General features: G+C 33.6%; 17 protein-coding genes and 1 pseudogene. 8 read left to right on the top strand and 10 right to left on the bottom strand.

Going from position 1 to position 19625, the window contains the following annotated elements; translation table 11 throughout:
* Entirely contained in the window at positions 1 to 1131 is a 1131-nt protein-coding gene (locus tag DK442_RS10855; protein WP_109435882.1) for a type II secretion system F family protein, read from the top strand.
* 237 nt (positions 1132 to 1368) lie between these two features.
* Entirely contained in the window at positions 1369 to 2373 is a 1005-nt protein-coding gene (locus DK442_RS10850) for an NAD(P)-dependent alcohol dehydrogenase (RefSeq protein WP_109435881.1), read from the top strand.
* A 198-nt stretch (positions 2374 to 2571) separates the two neighbouring features.
* Here the strand turns inward: DK442_RS10850 and DK442_RS10845 are convergent, their stop codons facing one another.
* On the bottom strand, positions 2572 to 3009 hold the full coding sequence (locus tag DK442_RS10845; RefSeq protein WP_109435880.1) for a hypothetical protein: 438 nt from the start codon (positions 3007 to 3009) through the stop codon (positions 2572 to 2574).
* A 358-nt stretch (positions 3010 to 3367) separates the two neighbouring features.
* Between DK442_RS10845 and DK442_RS10840 the strand changes: the two genes are divergently transcribed.
* A complete protein-coding gene (locus tag DK442_RS10840; RefSeq protein ID WP_109435879.1) occupies positions 3368 to 4189 on the top strand; it encodes an SH3 domain-containing protein in 822 nt (273 codons plus the stop codon).
* Between the two features lie 3 nt (positions 4190 to 4192).
* On the opposite strand, the gene pdeM is transcribed toward DK442_RS10840, so the two are convergent.
* Complete coding sequence (gene pdeM / locus DK442_RS10835; RefSeq protein WP_109435878.1) at positions 4193 to 4828, bottom strand: ligase-associated DNA damage response endonuclease PdeM; 636 nt, start codon at positions 4826 to 4828, stop codon at positions 4193 to 4195.
* Positions 4829 to 5021: 193 nt separating this feature from the next.
* Here pdeM and DK442_RS10830 point away from each other — a divergent pair.
* A pseudogene (locus DK442_RS10830) lies at positions 5022 to 5366 on the top strand (endonuclease domain-containing protein); the annotation flags it as partial.
* A gap of 39 nt (positions 5367 to 5405) precedes the next feature.
* Here DK442_RS10830 and DK442_RS10825 read toward each other — a convergent pair.
* Genes DK442_RS10825 through DK442_RS10815 form a run of 3 tightly spaced genes read right to left on the bottom strand, consistent with a single transcriptional unit; the run spans position 5406 to position 10548 of the window.
* The gene (locus tag DK442_RS10825) at positions 5406 to 7895 is read right to left on the bottom strand and encodes a ligase-associated DNA damage response DEXH box helicase (protein ID WP_109435877.1); all 2490 of its coding nucleotides are present in this window, start codon (positions 7893 to 7895) and stop codon (positions 5406 to 5408) included.
* Positions 7895 to 9526 carry an ATP-dependent DNA ligase gene (locus DK442_RS10820; protein WP_109435876.1) on the bottom strand — a complete coding sequence of 544 codons (1632 nt, stop codon included), beginning with the start codon at positions 9524 to 9526 and terminating at the stop codon, positions 7895 to 7897. Before DK442_RS10820 ends, DK442_RS10825 begins: the two co-directional genes overlap by 1 nt.
* Positions 9523 to 10548 (bottom strand): ligase-associated DNA damage response exonuclease, encoded by a 1026-nt coding sequence (locus DK442_RS10815; protein ID WP_109435875.1) that lies wholly within the window; start codon positions 10546 to 10548, stop codon positions 9523 to 9525. Before DK442_RS10815 ends, DK442_RS10820 begins: the two co-directional genes overlap by 4 nt.
* A gap of 345 nt (positions 10549 to 10893) precedes the next feature.
* Between DK442_RS10815 and DK442_RS10810 the strand changes: the two genes are divergently transcribed.
* The gene (locus DK442_RS10810) at positions 10894 to 11325 is read left to right on the top strand and encodes a TerB family tellurite resistance protein (protein WP_109435874.1); all 432 of its coding nucleotides are present in this window, start codon (positions 10894 to 10896) and stop codon (positions 11323 to 11325) included.
* Positions 11326 to 11359: 34 nt separating this feature from the next.
* Here DK442_RS10810 and DK442_RS10805 read toward each other — a convergent pair whose 3' ends face one another.
* The 5 genes from DK442_RS10805 to fbp all read right to left on the bottom strand — a co-directional run bounded on the left by DK442_RS10805 (position 11360) and on the right by fbp (position 15830).
* Complete coding sequence (locus DK442_RS10805) at positions 11360 to 12889, bottom strand: ATP-binding protein (RefSeq protein WP_109435873.1); 1530 nt, start codon at positions 12887 to 12889, stop codon at positions 11360 to 11362.
* Between the two features lie 2 nt (positions 12890 to 12891).
* Positions 12892 to 13386, bottom strand: coding sequence for a Rab family GTPase (locus tag DK442_RS10800; protein WP_109435872.1), 495 nt, complete (start codon positions 13384 to 13386; stop codon positions 12892 to 12894).
* Positions 13373 to 14197: a cell envelope biogenesis protein OmpA gene (locus DK442_RS10795; RefSeq protein ID WP_109435871.1), complete on the bottom strand. Its 825-nt coding sequence runs from the start codon at positions 14195 to 14197 to the stop codon at positions 13373 to 13375. The genes DK442_RS10800 and DK442_RS10795 overlap by 14 nt, the downstream gene beginning before the upstream one ends.
* Positions 14198 to 14215: 18 nt before the next feature.
* Positions 14216 to 14569, bottom strand: a complete 354-nt coding sequence (locus tag DK442_RS10790; RefSeq protein ID WP_109435870.1) for a fructose 1,6-bisphosphatase — start codon at positions 14567 to 14569, stop codon at positions 14216 to 14218.
* Positions 14570 to 14831: 262 nt separating this feature from the next.
* On the bottom strand, positions 14832 to 15830 hold the full coding sequence (gene fbp, locus DK442_RS10785; RefSeq protein WP_109435869.1) for a class 1 fructose-bisphosphatase: 999 nt from the start codon (positions 15828 to 15830) through the stop codon (positions 14832 to 14834).
* A 177-nt stretch (positions 15831 to 16007) separates the two neighbouring features.
* On the opposite strand from fbp, the gene DK442_RS10780 reads away from it, so the two are divergent.
* From DK442_RS10780 to DK442_RS10770, 3 genes are read left to right on the top strand one after another with little or no spacing between them, the layout of a single operon-like run.
* Positions 16008 to 16487 carry a GNAT family N-acetyltransferase gene (locus DK442_RS10780; RefSeq protein ID WP_109435868.1) on the top strand — a complete coding sequence of 160 codons (480 nt, stop codon included), beginning with the start codon at positions 16008 to 16010 and terminating at the stop codon, positions 16485 to 16487.
* A gap of 18 nt (positions 16488 to 16505) precedes the next feature.
* The gene (locus tag DK442_RS10775; protein ID WP_109435867.1) at positions 16506 to 17759 is read left to right on the top strand and encodes an aspartate kinase; all 1254 of its coding nucleotides are present in this window, start codon (positions 16506 to 16508) and stop codon (positions 17757 to 17759) included.
* Between the two features lie 53 nt (positions 17760 to 17812).
* Positions 17813 to 19621, top strand: a complete 1809-nt coding sequence (locus DK442_RS10770) for a lysophospholipid acyltransferase family protein (protein ID WP_109435866.1) — start codon at positions 17813 to 17815, stop codon at positions 19619 to 19621.
* Positions 19622 to 19625: the final 4 nt, after the last annotated feature.

Here is a 19625-nt window from a genome sequence, read left to right as displayed (position 1 = left end):
ATGGGAATAAAAATCGATACCACCAAAAAGCAAAGCCAAAGAGATAACTCTTTTGATGTATCTGATATATTAACAAAGGAGATCACACTATTTGGAACTGCATTTACATCCAAAAAAAAAGAACAGTGGTATGCAGAACTTAGTGTGTTGTTAAAATCGGGGATAGACCTTAGAAGCGGATTAGAATTATTGTCAGAAACTCAGAAAAAAGAGAAAGACAGAAAACTAATGACCTTTATGCTTTCTAAGCTGATTGCCGGAACACCTTTTTCTGAAATTCTTAAAGACGATAAAAACTTTACTGATTATGAATATTATGCTATAAAAATTGGTGAGCAGACAGGAGAATTGGCTAAAATTACCTTAGAACTTAGCGAATTTTATAAACGAAAAAACGAACTACGTAGAGAAATTGTTTCTGCACTTACATATCCCATAATAGTATTATGTACAGCAATGATTGTTATCGTTTTTATGCTTCGATATGTAGTGCCTATGTTTGTTGATATTTTTAAACAAAACAAGGTGGATCTCCCAGGGATTACACAAGGAATTATTAGTTTCTCTAACTTTATGGGGGAGTATGGAGCATTATTGTTTGGACTTTTTATCTTAGGAGCCGGCGTACTTATTTTTATATCTAAAAAGCAATGGTACCGAAAAATCCTTGGAACGATTCAGCTACGACTACCCATATTGGGTGCATATTTTCAAAGAATTTATATGGCACAATTTACCCAGGCAATATCCCTATTGACTTCTGCTAAAGTACCTATGGTAGAGAGCATTGATTTGGTTAAGAATATGATTAATTTTTATCCGCTTCAACAAGGGTTGTATAGAACCAAACAGCTTGTTCTTGCAGGAGGCACATTAAGTGTTTCTTTTGCTGAAAGTCCTATTTTTGATAAGAAAATGATTGCTATGATGCGTGTAGCAGAAGAAACCAATCAAACAGAGTTCATCTTTCAAAAATTAAATGAGCAATATAACCAGCAAGTAAAACATCAATCTCAGATCATTTCTAATGTCCTTAATCCACTATTAACCATTTTTGTGGGAATTATTGTTGGAGCAATTTTAATTGCGATGTATTTACCGATGTTTAGATTAAGTAGCGTTATAGGGTAGGTTTTATCTGCAATAAAGAAAAATAATGCTTACTTACTCCATTTATTACCATAGATCAATTTTTTTCTGAAGGTATTAGTGTAATTTTATATGAATGTCCATAATGTATCATAAAGGCTTGTCATCCTGAACTTGATTCAGGATGACAATTTAGAGTTATTCATGAGGCAAAGCGGATAATCAATAATTTTATCTTTCTAGCACATAAAAATTTTAAAAACTAATCATATTTCAATTATGAAAGTAAATGCATACGCTGCTGTAGAACCTAAAGCAAAATTAACGCCTCACTCATACGAATTAGAAGAACTAGGACCAGAACAAGTAGATATTAAAGTATCGTACTGCGGTATTTGTCATTCTGATTTAAGCATGATAAATAATGATTGGGGAATAACAGAATATCCCATTGTACCAGGTCACGAAGTTATCGGAGAAGTGATAGCGACAGGAGATGCGGTTAAAAAAATAAAGGTAGGAGATAAGGTGGGCTTAGGTTGGTTTTCTGCATCGTGTATGAGTTGTCATGAATGTATGGATGGATCGCATCACCTCTGTGCAAATAATGAAGCTACCATAGTAGGGAGACATGGGGGTTTTGCCGACCATGTTCGCGCACATTGGTCATGGGCAATTTCACTACCAGATGCTATTGATATGAGTAAAGCAGGCCCATTACTTTGCGGAGGAATTACTGTTTTTAATCCGATTATATTGGCAGGAGTACAACCTACAGATACTGTTGGTGTGATAGGTATTGGAGGGTTAGGACATATGGCTCTTAAATTTCTAAAACATTGGGGTTGCGAAGTCATTGCTTTTAGCTCTAATCCTGATAAGAAAGAGCAAATTTTGAATATGGGCGCAAATCAAGTTATCAATTCAAAATCTCCTGAGGAATTAGAGAGTATAACAGGAAAACTAAACTTTATTCTGAATACAACTAATGTTACTTTAGACTGGAACTCTTACTTAAGAACATTAGCACCAAAAGGGAAATTACATACCGTAGGAGCAGTTTTAGAACCCATGGCTATACCGGCATTTAGTTTGATTGGTGGAGAAAAATCTGTTGGAGGAAGCCCTTTAGGAAGTCCTGCATTAACAGAAACGATGCTCGATTTTTGTGTAAGACACAATATTTACCCTACAGTAGAGGAATTTCCTATGGAAAAAATTAATGAAGCCATTGCACATCTTGAAAAAGGAAAGGCTCGATTTAGAATAGTATTAAAGAATTAAGAATAGGTGCTGTATTTATACTGTTAAATGATTATACAATGATAGTATTTTGGTTATAAATTTTATTTTTTTCATAGAGCATAAGGTCAAAACTTGTTATACTCTCTTTTGATAAGGTATCTTTTAGTTGTTCACTAATAATAGTTCTTGAATCAATGCAATTTAAGTCTTGTAAATCATATTTATGGAGTTCTTTTTTTATTGATTGTTATTCTGTTGTTCTTTAAAAAACGCTTTAAAATTTAAAGAGAAAATAAAATAATAAACACTTAATCCATAAATTAAGAATGTAGATATAATTACCGATAATACCTTTTTCAAAGTCGTAATATCAGAAAGCAATAGAACAAAAAACATAAAAAATGCCAATAAAATTGCAAGGGAAAAACAAATTATCAATATTATTCTTGCCCAGTTTTTCCCTTTATAAGTTGCTATTACAAGGAACACTGTTGCTAAAAACCGAAATAAGTGCTTAAAAATCAGAAAAGCACTAATCTCAGCTTCAGTATAGGATAACAAAGTGATCAAATCTGCATTTATTGAAAATAAAATTATACTTAACCCTAATATTTTTGTACGACGTCTTCCTTTTGCTATCGCAAGCCTTTGTTCAAAGGTGTGGTTTTCGTTCATAATCATTGGCTTTTAGTAATGTAATATTTAATTTATTAATTTCCTCGCTAAATCGAGCACCCAGTGTTGCTGCTATCCTACTGCTTATAGATTCTTTAGCATAATTATATAAGATGTCAAAGAGACCAAAGTAGATATTAGAAATGTGATTACATTACAGAAAACTGTAATAGCAGTTTTTTTATGGCTAACCATTGTTGCGATGTATTTGTTGATATTTGGATTAAATAAGATCTTTTAATCTTTATTTTTTCTCCATAACTTCAATGACAAGCAATTATCCTAAATACTATTTAACTGAAAACAGGGTAATGTCTTAACCAAATGATACTTACATTTGGGGTGACAAAAAATAGTGATGAAAAAAACAGGAGTATTGATATTCTTATTTGTTATTACACTCAACTTCATAAGTTATGGTCAAGAGAAAGGCAGAGTTGAAAACCCAATAGAACAACATGATTTACTTTCTAAAGATACAACGCTGGTAATACAAGGAAATCGTATTTGGATTAGAGATTATCCAAAAACAGGAGAAGTTGTATTTACATTAAATGAAGGTGAGGTATGTCGTATTTTGGAAAAAGGAGAAGAACAGATCATACGGGGAAATAGAGATTTCTGGTATAAAATAGAACATCATGATCAAGTAGGTTGGGTTTTTGGATCACAAACTTCAATCAGACAAAATACCAATTTTAAAAGCTTTGAACCTTTTCTAAAATATTTTTTACAAACTTCTTTTTATGGAAAAAGGATAGATTCACAAAAGAAAAATGTGAAACAATTTATACATGAAGATATTGGTTTTTATAGATTTTATAATCCTGGTGCTGCATGTACTTTATATTCATCTTACCTTAGTCATAATAATAAAATAGCACCAAAAATAGATAACCCAAAGTTTTTTTCACAAAGAACTTTTCAAGATGGTTTTTGTGAAGAAAGCCCTGATCCTGATGGGATATATTATAAAAAAATTGAGAGCTTACCTGATTACCCAGATTTGAGTGTTAATTATGAAATGAAGAAGATTGATATTCCAGAGAAATATAAAAATGGTTTAAAGGTTAAAGTGAATGTTTTGGTTGATAAATGGATTATAAAAACTATGTATTTTATGATTGCAGATAACAAATGGAATCTTGTATTAGTTGATGATTGTGATTGTTCTGCATAAGTATTAGGATACCAAAATCACTTCATTTTGTGTAATTGCATATACTTCACTTTTCTCTGAAGGTTCTAATACATGAATCCCTGTGAATTTACCAAAAGCGGGCAGAATCATTTGTGAATCAGATTTAAAAAAGCACGGTAACCTAAGTCGCTGTCTACCTAATCCACTTAATAAAATCCCGGGATGGATATGTCCACATAAATTGAATAGTCCTTTTCTTTCTTCTGGATGGTGAGTAAGCAAAAAATCATCTATAACAAGTTCGATTCCGACCGTTACTCCGATATTTTCATATTTGGTTGGTGAAATGATATCATGATTACCAGCAATCAGAATACATTGACTATTGGTTTTTGTTACCCAATCTTCAAAAAGTTGCCATTCACTATTAACATAACTATGAAAGAGGTCACCGAGAAAACAAATTTTCTTAGGATTAAAATATTCAATTACGTTATTCAATTGATCAAAATTTTTCTTGATGGTTTCTTGAGGTACAGCACTACCGTGTTTTCTAAAATGAGAAACTTTACCAAGATGCACATCTGCAATGAATACGATTTGTTTTTCTTTCCAAAATAATGATCCTGATGAATGAAGAATAAAGGATTGGTTTTGTATCTGGATGGTCTGGGTCATTATTATTTATACTTTAGATTCCCTTCTAAAAAGAGGGGTTAGGGGTGTGTAAATACAAAGATTAAATCTAACTTAAGAAAGTATTTCAAAACTAATTTTTCATTAAAGTTGTACTTTGTTATAAATTGAGGAGTTCGTGAAAATCAAATATAATCCAAAACTGAAAGAATTAGCTAGGTAGCTCAGGAATAATGCCACAAAATCAGAAATTAGATTGTGGCAAAAATTAAAGAGAGGTCAAATGTATTCATATGATTTTCATAGACAGAAACCAATTGACAATTATATAGTTGATTTCTTTTGCAATAAATTGCAACTTGCTATAGAGTTAGATGGATATTCACATCAAATTATAGAGGTATGGGAAAAGGATGTTTTGAAAACAAAAAAGTTAAATGAACTAGATATTAGAGTTATGCGTTTTTCAGATCATCAAATCATGAATGATATGAGCAATGTGTTGAGAGCTATTGAAAGTTATATTTTACAATTTGAAGAAACAGGAGTTTTACCATTAATAAAGGATTATGGAGTATAACACCTCCCTTAATCCCTCCTTTTTAGGAGGGAGATACGCTTATTTCTTCAATAGTATTTTTGTCATTTTTTTAATTCGATCTTCGAGTTTTTCACTGGATAGCTTTTCACGGGATAAACGATCTGTGATGATAGGAAATGAGAATGGAGTAGGGTCTTCACATCGTTTCCAAACGATTTCTTGTTTTTCGATACGTTCTAATGCTATTTGTAACCTACCTTCTTCGAGTTGATGTTCAAAAGTTTCTGTAAAAGATTGCTTAAATAATAGATTGTCTGGTTCATCATCCCGAAACACATCAAAAAGTAATTGAGAACTTGATTGCAGATGTTTGCTTTTTAGTATTTTATCGGGATATCCTGTAAATACCATTCCTGATATGACAGCGATATCTCTAAATTTACGCCTGGCCATTTCTGTGGCATTTAAGCTTTTTTGTAAATCCTGATGTAGATGACTGGTGGTAAATAAATCATTATCGATCACCTGTTGCATATCGATTTCCTGATCAGAAAGCAGTTCGAATCCGTAATCGTTAAACGCTAAGGAAAAAGTGATAGGAGAGAGTAAACTAATGCGATAAGCAAGTAAACTTCCTAAAGCTTCATGTACAAAACGTCCTTCAAAAGGATAAAAAATAGCGTGATATCCTTCTCTGGTTTTAAAGGTTTCGATAAGAAACTGACCAGATCCGGGCACAATACTTTCCCTTTGTTGTCTCTCGAAAATATGGGATAGAGATCTTAATTCTTTCGATAACTTTTTCTTTCCATCTGATAAAGCATCATGAGGAAGAGCAACTTTGTAAAGTTCTTGTCTTAATAGTTCAGACATTTGTGAGGTGAGTGTTAATCTCCCGCCCATCCAACTAGGTACTTTTGAGGTTCTTTTACTGGATTTACGAACCAGAACCTGCATGCTTTTAATACGAACTAATTCTAGATTTCTGCCAGCAAAGGTAAAGACATCACCTGGAGTAAGTTTAGAGATAAAAAACTCTTCAATACTACCAATAAAACCACCTTTTAAGTATTTTACGGTGAGTATAGCATCACTAACAATAGTACCAATCTGTAATCGATGGCGCATTGCAATAGCTCTGTTATTAACTTTAAACAAACCACCTTCTTCAATTGCTACTTTTTTGTATTCGTCATAAGATTGCAAACTCTGACTTCCTATGGTAATAAAATTTAAAACCCATCTCCATTGATCAGAAGTCATGGCCTGATAGCAAAACGTACTTTTGATCTCTGGATATATTTCTTTAGGATAAAACCCATCAGAAACAGCAAGTGTCGTAAGGTATTGTACCAATACATCAAAACTATTAAGATAAGGTATACGATCTTCTACAGTATTTTGTTGCACTGCCTGCTGCAATGCAGAAGCTTCAACTAATTCTATTGCATGAGTTGGGAGGAAGTAGATTACACTTGTTTTTCCAGGTTGATGACCACTTCGTCCGGCACGCTGTAAAAACCGAGCTACTCCTTTTGGACCACCTATCTGAATAATAGTCTCTACAGGAGCAAAATCTACTCCAAGATCAAGACTAGAGGTGCAGACTACAGCTTTTAAAGATTCATTGCGTATAGCTTGCTCTACCCAGAGTCTGGTTTCTTTATTAATACTACCATGATGCATAGCCATTTCTCCCGCAAATTCTGGATAGCGTTCTAATATTTTTTGAAACCAGATTTCGCATTGCGACCGTGTATTGGTAAATAATAATGTGGTTTTACTTTTTCTGATGATAGGAATTACTTGATCTAGTAAATGAATACCGAGATGACCTCTCCAGGGAAAAGTTTCCATTTGATCCGGAATAATACTTTGCACCTTGATTTTCTTTTTGATATTGGCTTTGATCAATACCGAATTTTCTAGCGCTTTAGAATTTGATCCTAATAATACTTCCTGCGCTTGCTCAAGGTTTCCAATAGTAGCCGATATCCCCCAGATTCTTAGTTGAGGTGCGATAGTTTTTAATCTGGATGTACCTAACTCAATTTGCACCCCTCGTTTAGTGCCGAGCAATTCATGCCATTCATCAATGATAATGGCAGAACAGTTTTTAAAGGTTTTATCGTACCCTTTTGATGCCAATAATAATTGTAAACTTTCTGGAGTAGTAATCAAAAGATCGGGCATAGTTCGTTTCTGTGCAGCGCGCTCTTTTTGACTGGTATCTCCGGTTCGAATGCCAACAGTTAACTGAGTATTTAAATCTTTGGTTACACGTTCTGCTGCCTGTTTGATTTCTTGAGAAAGTGCGCGAAGCGGAGTAATCCATATCGCTTTAAGGCCCTTTTTATGTTTAGTCTGGTAGTCAGGATTGTTTTTGATGTAATTAAGAACAATTGGAATCCATAATGCATATGTTTTACCACTTCCGGTAGGAGCATTAAGGAGTCCATGTTTTCCTTGAAGAAAAGCTTTCCATGCTTGTTTCTGAAACGGAAAGACTTTCCAGTTTTGTTGTAAAAACCAGGATTCACCGATATGAAAGAGCTCTTTCTGTGTCATTATTCACTACTGGTATTTGGAATTAAAGCTTTCAAATCTTCAAGGGTATTGGCTTCATCAATTTTCTTGTCTTGTCTCCACCTTAAGATTCTGGGGAAACGAGTTGCAATTCCGCTTTTATGTCTTTTAGAAATTGCAATACCTTCAAAAGCAATTTCAAAAACTAACTCTGCGGTTACACTTCGAACAGGGCCAAATCGTTCTAGCGTATTGGCTTTAATAAATGTATCGATTTTTTTGAATTCTGCATCTGTTAGTCCAGAATATGCTTTGGCAAAAGTAACCAGCTCGGTCTTGTCTTTATTCCAAAGCCCAAACGTATAATCGGTAAATAGATTTGATCGTCTACCATGCCCTCGCATTGCATAGGTTAAAACAGCATCAATCGTTAAAGGGTCAACTTTCCATTTCCACCAATTCCCCTTTTTTCGTCCAACCAGATATGGAGCGTCTTTTCGTTTTAGCATCAATCCTTCAGAAGACACTTCACGAGATCGTTCTCGTTCTTTTGCTACATCATCCCAGCTGGTAAAAGATATTTTTTGAGATAATAAAAGTGGAGTTTTGTTCATGAATCCTTCAACGGGTTCAAGGTGGTTTATATTCTGATAAAGGTCTTCCAGAAGTGCTCTTCGTTCAGAAAATGGATGATTCCTGATGTCTTCTCCTTCCCATTCTAATAGGTCATAAGCCTTTAGGACCACCGGAGTTTTTTTTAGTAACGCTTTAGAAACTGTTTTTCTGCCAATTCGGGTTTGCAGGTCGTTAAAAGTTCCTATTTTTCCATCAGGAAAAGGAAGAATCTCTCCGTCCAAGACAGTTCCGTTGGGCAGTACATGTAAAAACTCTTGAAATTCGGGATATTTATCAGTAACGAGTTCTTCTCCACGACTCCACACAAAAATTTCATTTTCTCTCACGATAACTTGTGCTCGTATTCCGTCCCATTTATGTTCTACATACCAATCCTGAACATTTCCCAGATCAGAAATACTATCTTCGATAGCATATGCGAGATAAAAAGGGTAGGGCTTGGACAAAAAATCGGTTGCTTTTTCCTGGATCACCAAATCGTGAAATGGAATTGTATTAGGATCCCAGTTTCCCATAAGCTTATAGGCAAGAATGTCTTCATCGATGTTTACAGCTTTTGAGAGTGCTTTAGTCATAAGTTTTTGACTAACGCCTATTCTAAATCCTCCTGTGATGAGTTTGGTAAATACAAAACGTTCATAATAATTCAAGGTTTTCCAATTTTCATGCAGATAGTATTGCTTTTGATCCTCACTTTGCTTTTTAAGAGCGATCATTTCCTGAAGAAACTGGGTTAGACTTTTTTCTGAGTGTTCTGTTGAGGTGGGAATTACTAGTGCGATAGTTTCTGCCAAATCTCCAACAATATGATACGATTCTTCGAATAACCATAATGGGATATTTGCTAATTCTGAAGCCCATGTTCTAAGCAATGTTGTATTTACAGGACGTGGAGGACGACGATGAGATAGGATAGCAATAGTCCATACTTTATCTTCATCAGGTGCATTTTCAAAATAAGAAGCTAATGCTGCTACTTTTGTATTGGTTTTATTAGTGCTGTCCAATGTTTTAATAAGATGAGCAAAGCGTTTCATTTTATAACCTCACTTCCTTTTTCTGTTTCTATTTCTGAAAGTTCTCCTTCATATTGTGTTTTTTCGGTACGTGCATCATATCCTATTTCTCTTAGATATCTCGAAAAAATATCAGTATATCCATGTGTGCTTATGATTTTAGAAGCTCCTGTTTCTTGTATTGCAGATAGTAATCCTTCCCAATCACAATGGTCAGACAATACAAAACCTTTGTCGATAGCTCTTCTGCGTCTTGCCCCACGAAAAGCCATCCATCCACTAGCCGATGCTGTGACATAGGGGACCATTTTTTTTATCCATGTACCACCATGAACGCTAGGAGGTGCAATGATTATGTTACCAGAAAGTTCTTCTTTTTTGGTTTGATTCGTAATGAGCGTAGTGGTTGGCAGATCAACAATAGTACGTATAACTTCATTCATGTTTTCTACAGCACCATGTGTATATATTTTACCAATTGAAGGATCTAAATGTTGTATCAATCGTTGAGCTTTACCGAGTGAATACCCAAATAGGACAGAGGTTTTTCCTTCTGATTGATTTTGCGCCCACCACTCGTTAATGTCACTCATCACTTCTTGTTGTGGAATCCATTTAAAAGCAGGAAGCCCAAAAGTACATTCGGTGATAAAGGTATGACATTGTACAGGTTCAAAAGGAACAGATATGGAGTCATCTTCAATTTTGTAATCCCCTGTAAATACCCATACCTCGCCTTTGTGTTCTACCCGAATCTGAGAACTCCCAACAATATGCCCTGCAGGATGAAAACTAAACTTTACATTATTGATACTAAATATTTCTCCGTACGCTCTACCCGATACATTAATATCTCCTAATCGATGTTTGATAATAGGAATATTAGTATGATGAGTAATATACTGCTTATGTCCCCAACGACTGTGATCAGAATGGCCATGTGTAATAATGGCTTTGTCTACGGGTTTCCATGGATCCAGATAGACATTGGCAGCAGCGCAATAAATGCCTTTATTAGTAAATTCTAAAAGTGGTTTTTTCATTGGATTGACCTTAAATCTTTTGTGAGGAACTCATTTTGACGTTTTCAATTGGCTAAAAATTAGCTTTTTTTACACACTTTTTGTCTTTTTTTCCTTCCGTAGCTCTGCTATGTAACTTAAAAAAGTCTTCAATTGGGCACAAAAACCCTCAATTTTCGCTTTAATCCAAAAGTCAAAATGAGTTCAAGATATAAAGGTGATTTTATGAAAAATAATAAATGTTCTATCTATTAGAAAGTGTTTATGAAAATATTAGGAGTTGTTTTACCTTAAAAAAGGACGATTTTAAATTTTAAAAGGTGTATAGTTTAGTTATATTTGCGGCAAATTAAACAAAAGTACATGATGTCAATATCTGATTTATTTGATAGTGGATTTCAGAAGAGAAACCAGGACCATTTTGCGGCAATTGTTAAAGTAGCCATGACTGATGGGGTAATTACAGATGAAGAGAAGGCCTTTTTGGATAGACTAGCGAGGAGACTGGATATTTCTGATAATGATTACAAGGAAATTTTAAAGGATTATAATACACATCCGATTAACCCTCCAACAAGTTATGATAAAAGATTAGAGCGTTTATTTGACCTGGCAAAGATGGTATATGCTGATCATGTTAAAGGTGAAGGACAAGTGGTTTTATTAGAGAAACTGAGCATTGGTTTAGGTTTTAGATCAGAAAATGCAAAATATGTTGTTGATAAAGCTTTAATTCTTGTAAATCAGGGAGTCGATGGAGATACCTTTGCAGACGAGATTAAAAATATGAATAGATAATTTAGTATTCTTTTATACGATGTAAAAAGGCTGCCTATTCGGCAGCCTTTTTTGCTATTTGCTTTATGATTTTATACATCAATTCTTCTTGTTCAAAAGGTTTTGCAATAAAATCATCCATTCCTGATCTAATACATTTATCTCTTGCGGTATCATTGGATTTTCCAGAAAAACCTATAATTGGAACCCCAGAAATAAACTTATCACCATAATTATTGCGTATCATATGCGTGGCCTGGTATCCATCAATTTTTGAAACCGTTAAATCCATCAAAACCAGATCATATTTACGGCGCTCAATATAATTTATAGCCTGTTGGCCATTGATAGCAATATCAACAAAAAAATTGCCTTTAGAGATTAGTATTTTCATAATGAGATATTGAGTAATCTCTTCATCTTCTACTAATAACACTCTAAACTTATTTGAACTCTCTGGGAGTGTATATTTTTTCTTTTTTCTATTAGGAGCAGTTTTTGTGATTTCAAATTTAAAAGGTAATTTGACATTAAATGTCGTGCCTTTTTCGGGTTCACTAATTACTTTTATTTCTCCATTGAGAAGATCAACCAGGTTTTTTACAATTGCAAGCCCTAAACCGGTTCCCGGAATTTGTTTGTCCTGATCAAATCGTGAGAAACGTTCAAACAGATGAGGTAAGTTTTCTTCATGGATTCCAATTCCTGTATCTTCAATTTTAAAAGTAAGGCTTAGTTTATTGGTACGCTGATAGTTTTTTGTGACCGATAAAGTAATTTTTCCTTCTTCAGTAAACTTAAAGGCATTGGTAAGGAGGTTGTTTATAATTTGATGTATTCTTGTTCTATCTCCAATCAGATATTCCTGAATGTTGGGATCAATATTAGTCTCAAAGACGATTTGTTTATCCTCTGCCATTTTAGAATAAGACTCACGAAATCCATCCATGATATCCTTAAAAGGAAAACGTTCTTCTACGATCTTTAATGTTCCTGATTCTATTTTAGAGAGATCAATCATATCATCAATAAGAGCGTTAAGATGTCGACTTTCTCTTTTTATAATTCTAGCAAGCTCTTCCTGTTCAAAAGTTAATTTTGTGGTTTCAAGTACTTCTACAAACCCTAATATACTCGTTAAGGGGGTTCTTATTTCATGATTAATATTAGCAATAAAACTATTTTTGAATTCTTCTTTTTCCAGAAGATATTTGTTTTTGAGTTCTAGTTCTTTGGCTAAAAGAATAGATTCGTTTTTTTGCTGTGCTATTTGATTTAAATCTTTGTATTTTGAAGTGTAATCAAAAAGAATAATGGTGATTTCCTCCTTTTCGAATGTTATAGTAATGTCACAGATTCTTTCTGAATCATTATCTTCTAAATGAATACAAGGAAAATTTAATGCAGTATGATTACTATAATCACTTTGTTCAAATTCTCTAAGAATCTCAAAAAAAGGATGAGCATCAAAAATAGAGGACTGCTTGGGCCAGTTAAAAAGGTTCTTGTCAGTTGCTTTGATGATTCCATCATAAGATACTTTGAGAACTTGTACTTGGGGGTTAAATTGCAATTCGTCTGCCATACTCACTTCGTTATTTCTTCAGCCAGGTCAGAAAAGAAATCCTGAACATTTTTATTCGTTTTTGCACTGGTTAAGCAATCGAAAGGTATATTGTTGGTTTTAAGATGTGCACTAATTTCTTTTTCATTAACCAAGTCCAGTTTATTACCTAATACTTTTGCGGGTACTTTGGTATAGTTTTCTTTTAGATATTCGAGATCTTTATTAATATTTATATAGGTTTCTTCCCTGGCAAGGTCAAAAACATAAATAAAAGCATGTGATCCTAGTAAATAAGATTTACGGGTATCTTCTACACTGTTAGAATGTCCTTCGGCATCCCAAATAATCATAGATAATTCTCTTCCGTCAGGCAATTGTACTATTTTTTTCTTAATCTGAACTCCAAGAGTTACTTTATATTCTTGTGAAAATTCATTGTCAATAAAACGTCTGAACAATGACGTTTTTCCGACACCAAAGTGTCCTAAAAGCACTACTTTTTTAGACAATTTCATCTGCAAAATGTTTTTTTAATTTTTTAGTAAAAAGGGTACTATCTTCTAAATCTTTACTAGAAATATAATTTTTGGCAAAATCTATAATTTGATCTTCCAAAACTTCCTTGAACATCATGTTATATGCTCCAGAAATTACCGCAGCTACATAATACGAATAAAAATTTTGAATATGTATAGTATATAATTCGTATTCTATTAATTCTAAGTTTTGATCACCTCCCTGAAAAGCATCTTCTACAAAACTTTTTATCGCGGTTAACATACCAGCGACCATTTCTTTATCAATAGTTCCATCAGATAGCGGACTATAGTCCGCCAGTAATATTCCAGAGTTTTTTTCGACCACAAACATTTGGATTAACCTTGGTTTTGCATAATCACTTATGGCAAGATCGCCTTCACTTACTCCCTGTACTTTTGCTTTGGTTCTACGAAACCAGTTTTTAAAAGAAAATGCTTGTTTGGTTTTTCTGGAGATATTTTCGCTAAGCAATTTCATTTCATGAGCAATGTATTTCTTTATCATTTTACCGATAATAGGAAACAAAGCTTCTACTACTGCGTCTTGAGAATTTTTAATTTCTTCTTTTAATGCTTCTGTGATGGTTGGTCCCAGAGTTTTTGGGATTTCTTGTACAAACTCCTCTAGTTTATCATCAATAATGGGATCAACTTTATGAGAAAGTTCTTTTTTCTGATGAACAATTTTGGTTAGTTCTTCTACTTTTTGAGCAATAGAGTCAGCAAATTCTTTTTCTTCGGTAAGAAGAAGTTCTTTAAGAATCTTAAGTTTATCCTGTTCCTCCATACTCTTGGATATCCTGGATTACTTTTGACTTATTTTCTCACCCAAAGAAATAAGAAGATCTCCCAATACTTTTTTATCAACCTTTTTAGCATCTAAGTGTTCTGCCCTTTCGGCAAGATTATCTTCTAATTCTGTAATTCTAATATTGATATCTGTGCTTAAATTATCTATAGCTTGATTAAGTTCTGCACGAGAATCCTCTATGAAGTTTTCGAGTTCTTTTTTCTTATTCGCAATGTCCTTTTTTACCTTTTCGAACTCTGAATTATAAGCTGCAATATTTTCTCCAAAAATCAGATTTTTTATTGCTTCTATTTTTGATGAAGGATCGTTATCAACTTTTTCTTCAATAGCTTTATTTTCTTTAGCCATTTGGTCGGTTTATTAGATTTTTGTTTTACACTATACGTAAAATTAACATAAAAACGCTAAAAACATAATGTTAATGGGTTATAATGTTAATTATATAAGGTTATCATCTTCTTTTAGGGAAGATTGTATGCTGTGTTTACTCTTAAAGTTTAGGGGATATGAATGGTATAGAATAGTATAAATATACAACTATTCCTTTATACATTGACAGTAAAAAAGTTTAATTTAGAGTTTTTAAACAAGCTCATAGAGACATAATAACTTATTCCATAAAAGATTCTACCTTTTCGACCATGTTTTTGCTACCACAAATAAAAGGTGTACGCTCATGCAACTCTGTTGGTTTTATGTCCATAATTCGTCTATAGCCATCACTTGCTTTCCCTCCGGCTTGCTCAGTAATAAAAGCCATAGGGTTACATTCATATAATAAACGAAGTTTACCATTAGGCGATGTAGAGGTACTAGGGTACATATAGATTCCTCCTTTTATCATATTACGATGAATATCACTTACTAATGAACCAATATATCGAGAGGTGTATGGACGATCTTCTTTTTCTTCTTGACAATATTTAATATAATCTTTAATACCTTGAGGGAAGTGAATATAATTACCTTCATTGACAGAATAAATAGTGCCGTCGTCAGGAAATCTCATATTAGGATGTGATAAATAATAGGTTCCTAATGCAGGATTTAAAGTAAATCCATTTACCCCATGCCCTGTGGTATACACAAGCATGGTTGATGTTCCATAAATAATATAGCCTGCAGCGACTTGTAAATTTCCTGGTTGTAAAAAATCTTCTAGAGTAACTGGTGTTCCTGTTGGAGTAACTCTTCTATATATAGAGAAAATAGTCCCTACAGAAACATTAACATCTATGTTAGAACTACCATCCAGAGGATCCATAAGAACTACATAATTGTTTCGATGGTCATTTTTTTGACCTTTTATTGTAATAAATTCATCATTTTCTTCAGAGGCAATACCACATACAATTTCTCTGTTAGTAAGAGTATTAATGAAAGTTTCATTCGCCAAAACATCAAGTTTTTGCTGATCTTCACCCTGGATATTGGTTTCTCCTGCAGCTCCTGTGATATCTACCAGACCAGCTTTATTTACCTCATGATTTACCATTTTTGCAGCTAATCTTATTGAATTAATCAAACGCGAAAGTTCTCCACTTGCATATGGAAAATCTTTTTGATTTTCAATAATAAACTCTCCTAAGGTTTGGTTTTTTCTTGTCATTTATGGTGAAATTTATTTGGTGCAAAAGTATTATTTTTTAAGTAACTATAACGTTTTCGTAAGTTTAAATTATCAAACCTCTTTAATAATTAGCAAAAGATATAATATAGCTGTATAAGATTAGAAAATTACTCAAAATCTAATACATATTTTATAGTTTTGATAAACTTTTCTTTTATGGACTATATAATTAGAGATGCCAGAGAACAAGATATGGCTCAAGTTCTTACTTTAATACAAGAGTTAGCGACTTTTGAGAAAGAACCAGATGCAGTAGAAGTTACTGTTGATGAACTGATTCGTGAAGGCTTTGCAGAGCATCCGCTTTTTCATTGTTTTGTTGCTGAAGTACAGGATAAGATTGTAGGAATAGCATTGGTGTATTATCGATTTTCTACCTGGAAAGGACGTTCTATTCACCTAGAGGATCTTATTGTAAGCGAATCTATGAGAGGTACTGGGCTGGGAAGTGCATTGTATGCCGAAGTATTAAAATATGCAAAATCAAAAGGAGTAAGAAGAGTAGAGTGGGTGGTGTTGGATTGGAATACGCATGCTATTGATTTTTATGAGAAAAGTGGAGCTAAACTTCTAAAAGATTGGTACCTGGTCCAAATGGATAAAGAAGGAGTTCATAATTTTGTAGCAGCATTATAATTATAGAAAAAACTGTAGATGAGAGTTTTTAAATTTGGAGGAGCATCTGTTAAAGATGCTAATGCGGTAAAGAATGTTCTTAAAGTATTAGAAGAAACTGGATATTCTAATCTGGTTATTGTGGTTTCTGCAATGGGTAAAACGACCAATGCTTTAGAGAAAATTGTAGCGTCTTATCTTAAAAAGGGTTCAGATCTTGACAGTTTGCTGGATCACATTAAAACATATCATCAAGAAATTGTACTACAACTTTTTGATAATGAACAGCATTCTGTTTTTAAAGATGTAGAGCAGTTGTTCGTAGATTTGGATACTACGCTCAAAAGAAATAAATCGACCCGGTATGATTATATCTATGATCAGATAGTAAGCTATGGAGAATTACTTGCTTCTACTATCCTAAGTAGGTATTTAAATTATAAGGGATATCAAAATAAATGGTTGGATGCTCGGGATGTTATCAAAACAGATAATGCTTATCGAGATGCAGAAATAGACTGGGAGGTAACAAAACAAAGTATACTTAAAGGAGTAAATAAAAAAGGACTTAGTGTTACTCAAGGATTTATCGGATCTGATGAGAATAATTTTACAACCACCTTAGGTAGAGAAGGAAGCGATTATACTGCAGGTATTTTTGCATATTGTCTAAATGCCGATAGTGTGAGTATATGGAAAGATGTTCCTGGTGTACTTAATGCAGACCCCCGGGTTTTTGATACTACACAATTGTTATCGCATATTTCTTATGAAGAGGCTATAGAACTCGCTTTCTACGGAGCTTCTGTAATACATCCTAAAACAATTCAACCTTTGCAACGAAAAGAAATTCCTTTATACGTTAAATCGTTTTTACATCCACAAAACCAAGGAACTTCTGTGAAAAAAGGACAACCATTAGATCCACATCTTCCTTGTTATATCGTAAAGAAAAATCAAATCTTGCTTTCACTCTCGTCATTAGATTTTTCATTTATTGTAGAAGATAACATTAGTGAGATTTTTAGTCTTTTTCATCAATATCATATTAAAGTAGATTTGATCCAGAATTCGGCAATTAGTTTTTCTGTGTGCCTGGACGATAAGTTTAATAATTTTGAATCCCTATTAAGTAAACTTAAAGCAAAATTTAGAGTTACTTATAATACAGATGTATCCTTATTTACCATTAGGCATTTTACAAATGAGGCGATTACAACTTTAGAAAAGGAGAAAGACATTTTGTTAAAACAGATCACCAGAGAAACCTATCAAATGGTTACTAGGTATTAACAGCGTCAATTGAAGGATTTTGCTATATTTGCAGTTAGCGCAAATTGTATTTAATGCCCATAGTCACAGCAAGACAAGTAGCCACAGGGCTAAAATTAGATAAACTCGGTTTTATAGGTACCTTTATTGGTTGGGTACTTCTTAAGGTTACCCGAATATCAAAAATAAATCGCCAGTACGATTCACTTAGCCATTTAGAAGGTGTAGAATACATAAGTAAGACATTAGACTTGTATGGAGTTACTTTTGAAATCCCAGAAGAAGATTTAAAACGACTGCCAAAAGATGGCGCTTTTATAACATTATCAAACCACCCTTTAGGAGGTATTGATGGTGGGTTGTTGCTTAAATTGATGTTAACACATCGGTCTGATTATAAGATTATTGGTAATTTTTTGCTACATAGTTTTGAGCCTTTACAACCTTATGTGATGCCGGTAAATCCATTTGAAGATAGGAAAGAAGCTAAGTCAAGTCTTAAAGGAATCAAAGATGCAATTTTACACCTTAAAGAAGGAAAGCCTCTTGGAATTTTTCCGGCAGGAGAGGTGTCTACAATTAAAGAAGGAAAGAATTATGTTGATAAAGCATGGGAACCAAGTGCAATGCGTTTGGTTCATAAAGCAAAAGTACCTGTAATACCAATATATTTTCACGGTCGTAATAGCAGACTTTTTTATCGTTTAGCTTCGATTAGCAGTACACTTAGAACAGCTAAATTGCCGAGTGAGCTTTTTTCGCAAGAAAATAGAGTGATCAAAGTACGTATTGGTAATCCGGTTTCTGTAAAAGATCAGGAAGAACATACGAACCTGGAAGATTTTACCAGTTTTTTACGGAAGAAAACCTACATGTTAGCAAATCCTTTCGAGAAAAAAACACTGCGTGAATCTATTCCGCAAAATCTGAAATTACCAAAGTCTCCTAAGGAAATTGCAGGTGAAGGTAATATTAATATTATAGAATCTGAGTTACAGTACTGTAGAGATCATGATAAGCGATTATTGATTAGTAAAAATTATGAAGTTTTTCTGGCCAAGAAGAAATACATTCCAAACGTAGTTCATGAGATAGGTAGATTGCGAGAAATCACATTTAGAGAAATAGGAGAAGGAACCAATAATTCTCTGGATTTGGATCCTTTTGATGAGTATTATCACCATATGTTTTTATGGGATAACGGCGCAAAAAAAATGGTTGGTGCCTATCGTATGGGTATGGGGTCTGAGATTTATGCTAACCGTGGTATTGACGGATTTTATTTGCAAGATTTATTTCGATTTGAACCAGAGTTGCATAAAATGATGAATGAGTCTATCGAGATGGGCAGAGCTTTCATCATTAAAGAATATCAACAACGCCCAATGCCATTGTTTTTATTATGGAAAGGGATCGTACATTGTACCCTGCGTTTTCCAGAGCATAAATATCTTATTGGCGGAGTGAGTATCAGTAATAAGTTCAGTAATTTCACAAAATCTCTAATGATTGAGTTTATGAAATCTCATTATTACGATCCTTATGTTGCACAATATGTGAGACCAAAGAAAGAATTTAAGGTAAAACTCAAGGACGCAGATAAAGATTTTGTTTTTGATGAAAGTAAAAGTGATTTAAATAAATTTGATAAAATTATTGATGAAGTAGAACCAGGAAGTCTTCGTATTCCGGTTTTAATTAAGAAGTATATCAAACAAAACGCAAAAGTAGTAGCTTTTAATGTAGATCCATTATTTAATAATGCGGTAGATGGCCTAATGTATATTCGTATTGCAGACTTGCCAGACAGTACAGTAAAACCAGTTATGGAAGAGTTTCAGGCCGAACTGGAGAAGAAATACTTTAAGAACGGAGATAAGTAATTAA

This window comes from Aquimarina sp. AU119 (genome assembly GCF_900312735.1).
Classification (GTDB): Bacteria; Bacteroidota; Bacteroidia; order Flavobacteriales; family Flavobacteriaceae; genus Aquimarina; species Aquimarina algiphila.
Note: the sequence above shows the minus strand (reverse complement) of the source record. Positions and strands in the feature narration are given on the sequence as shown.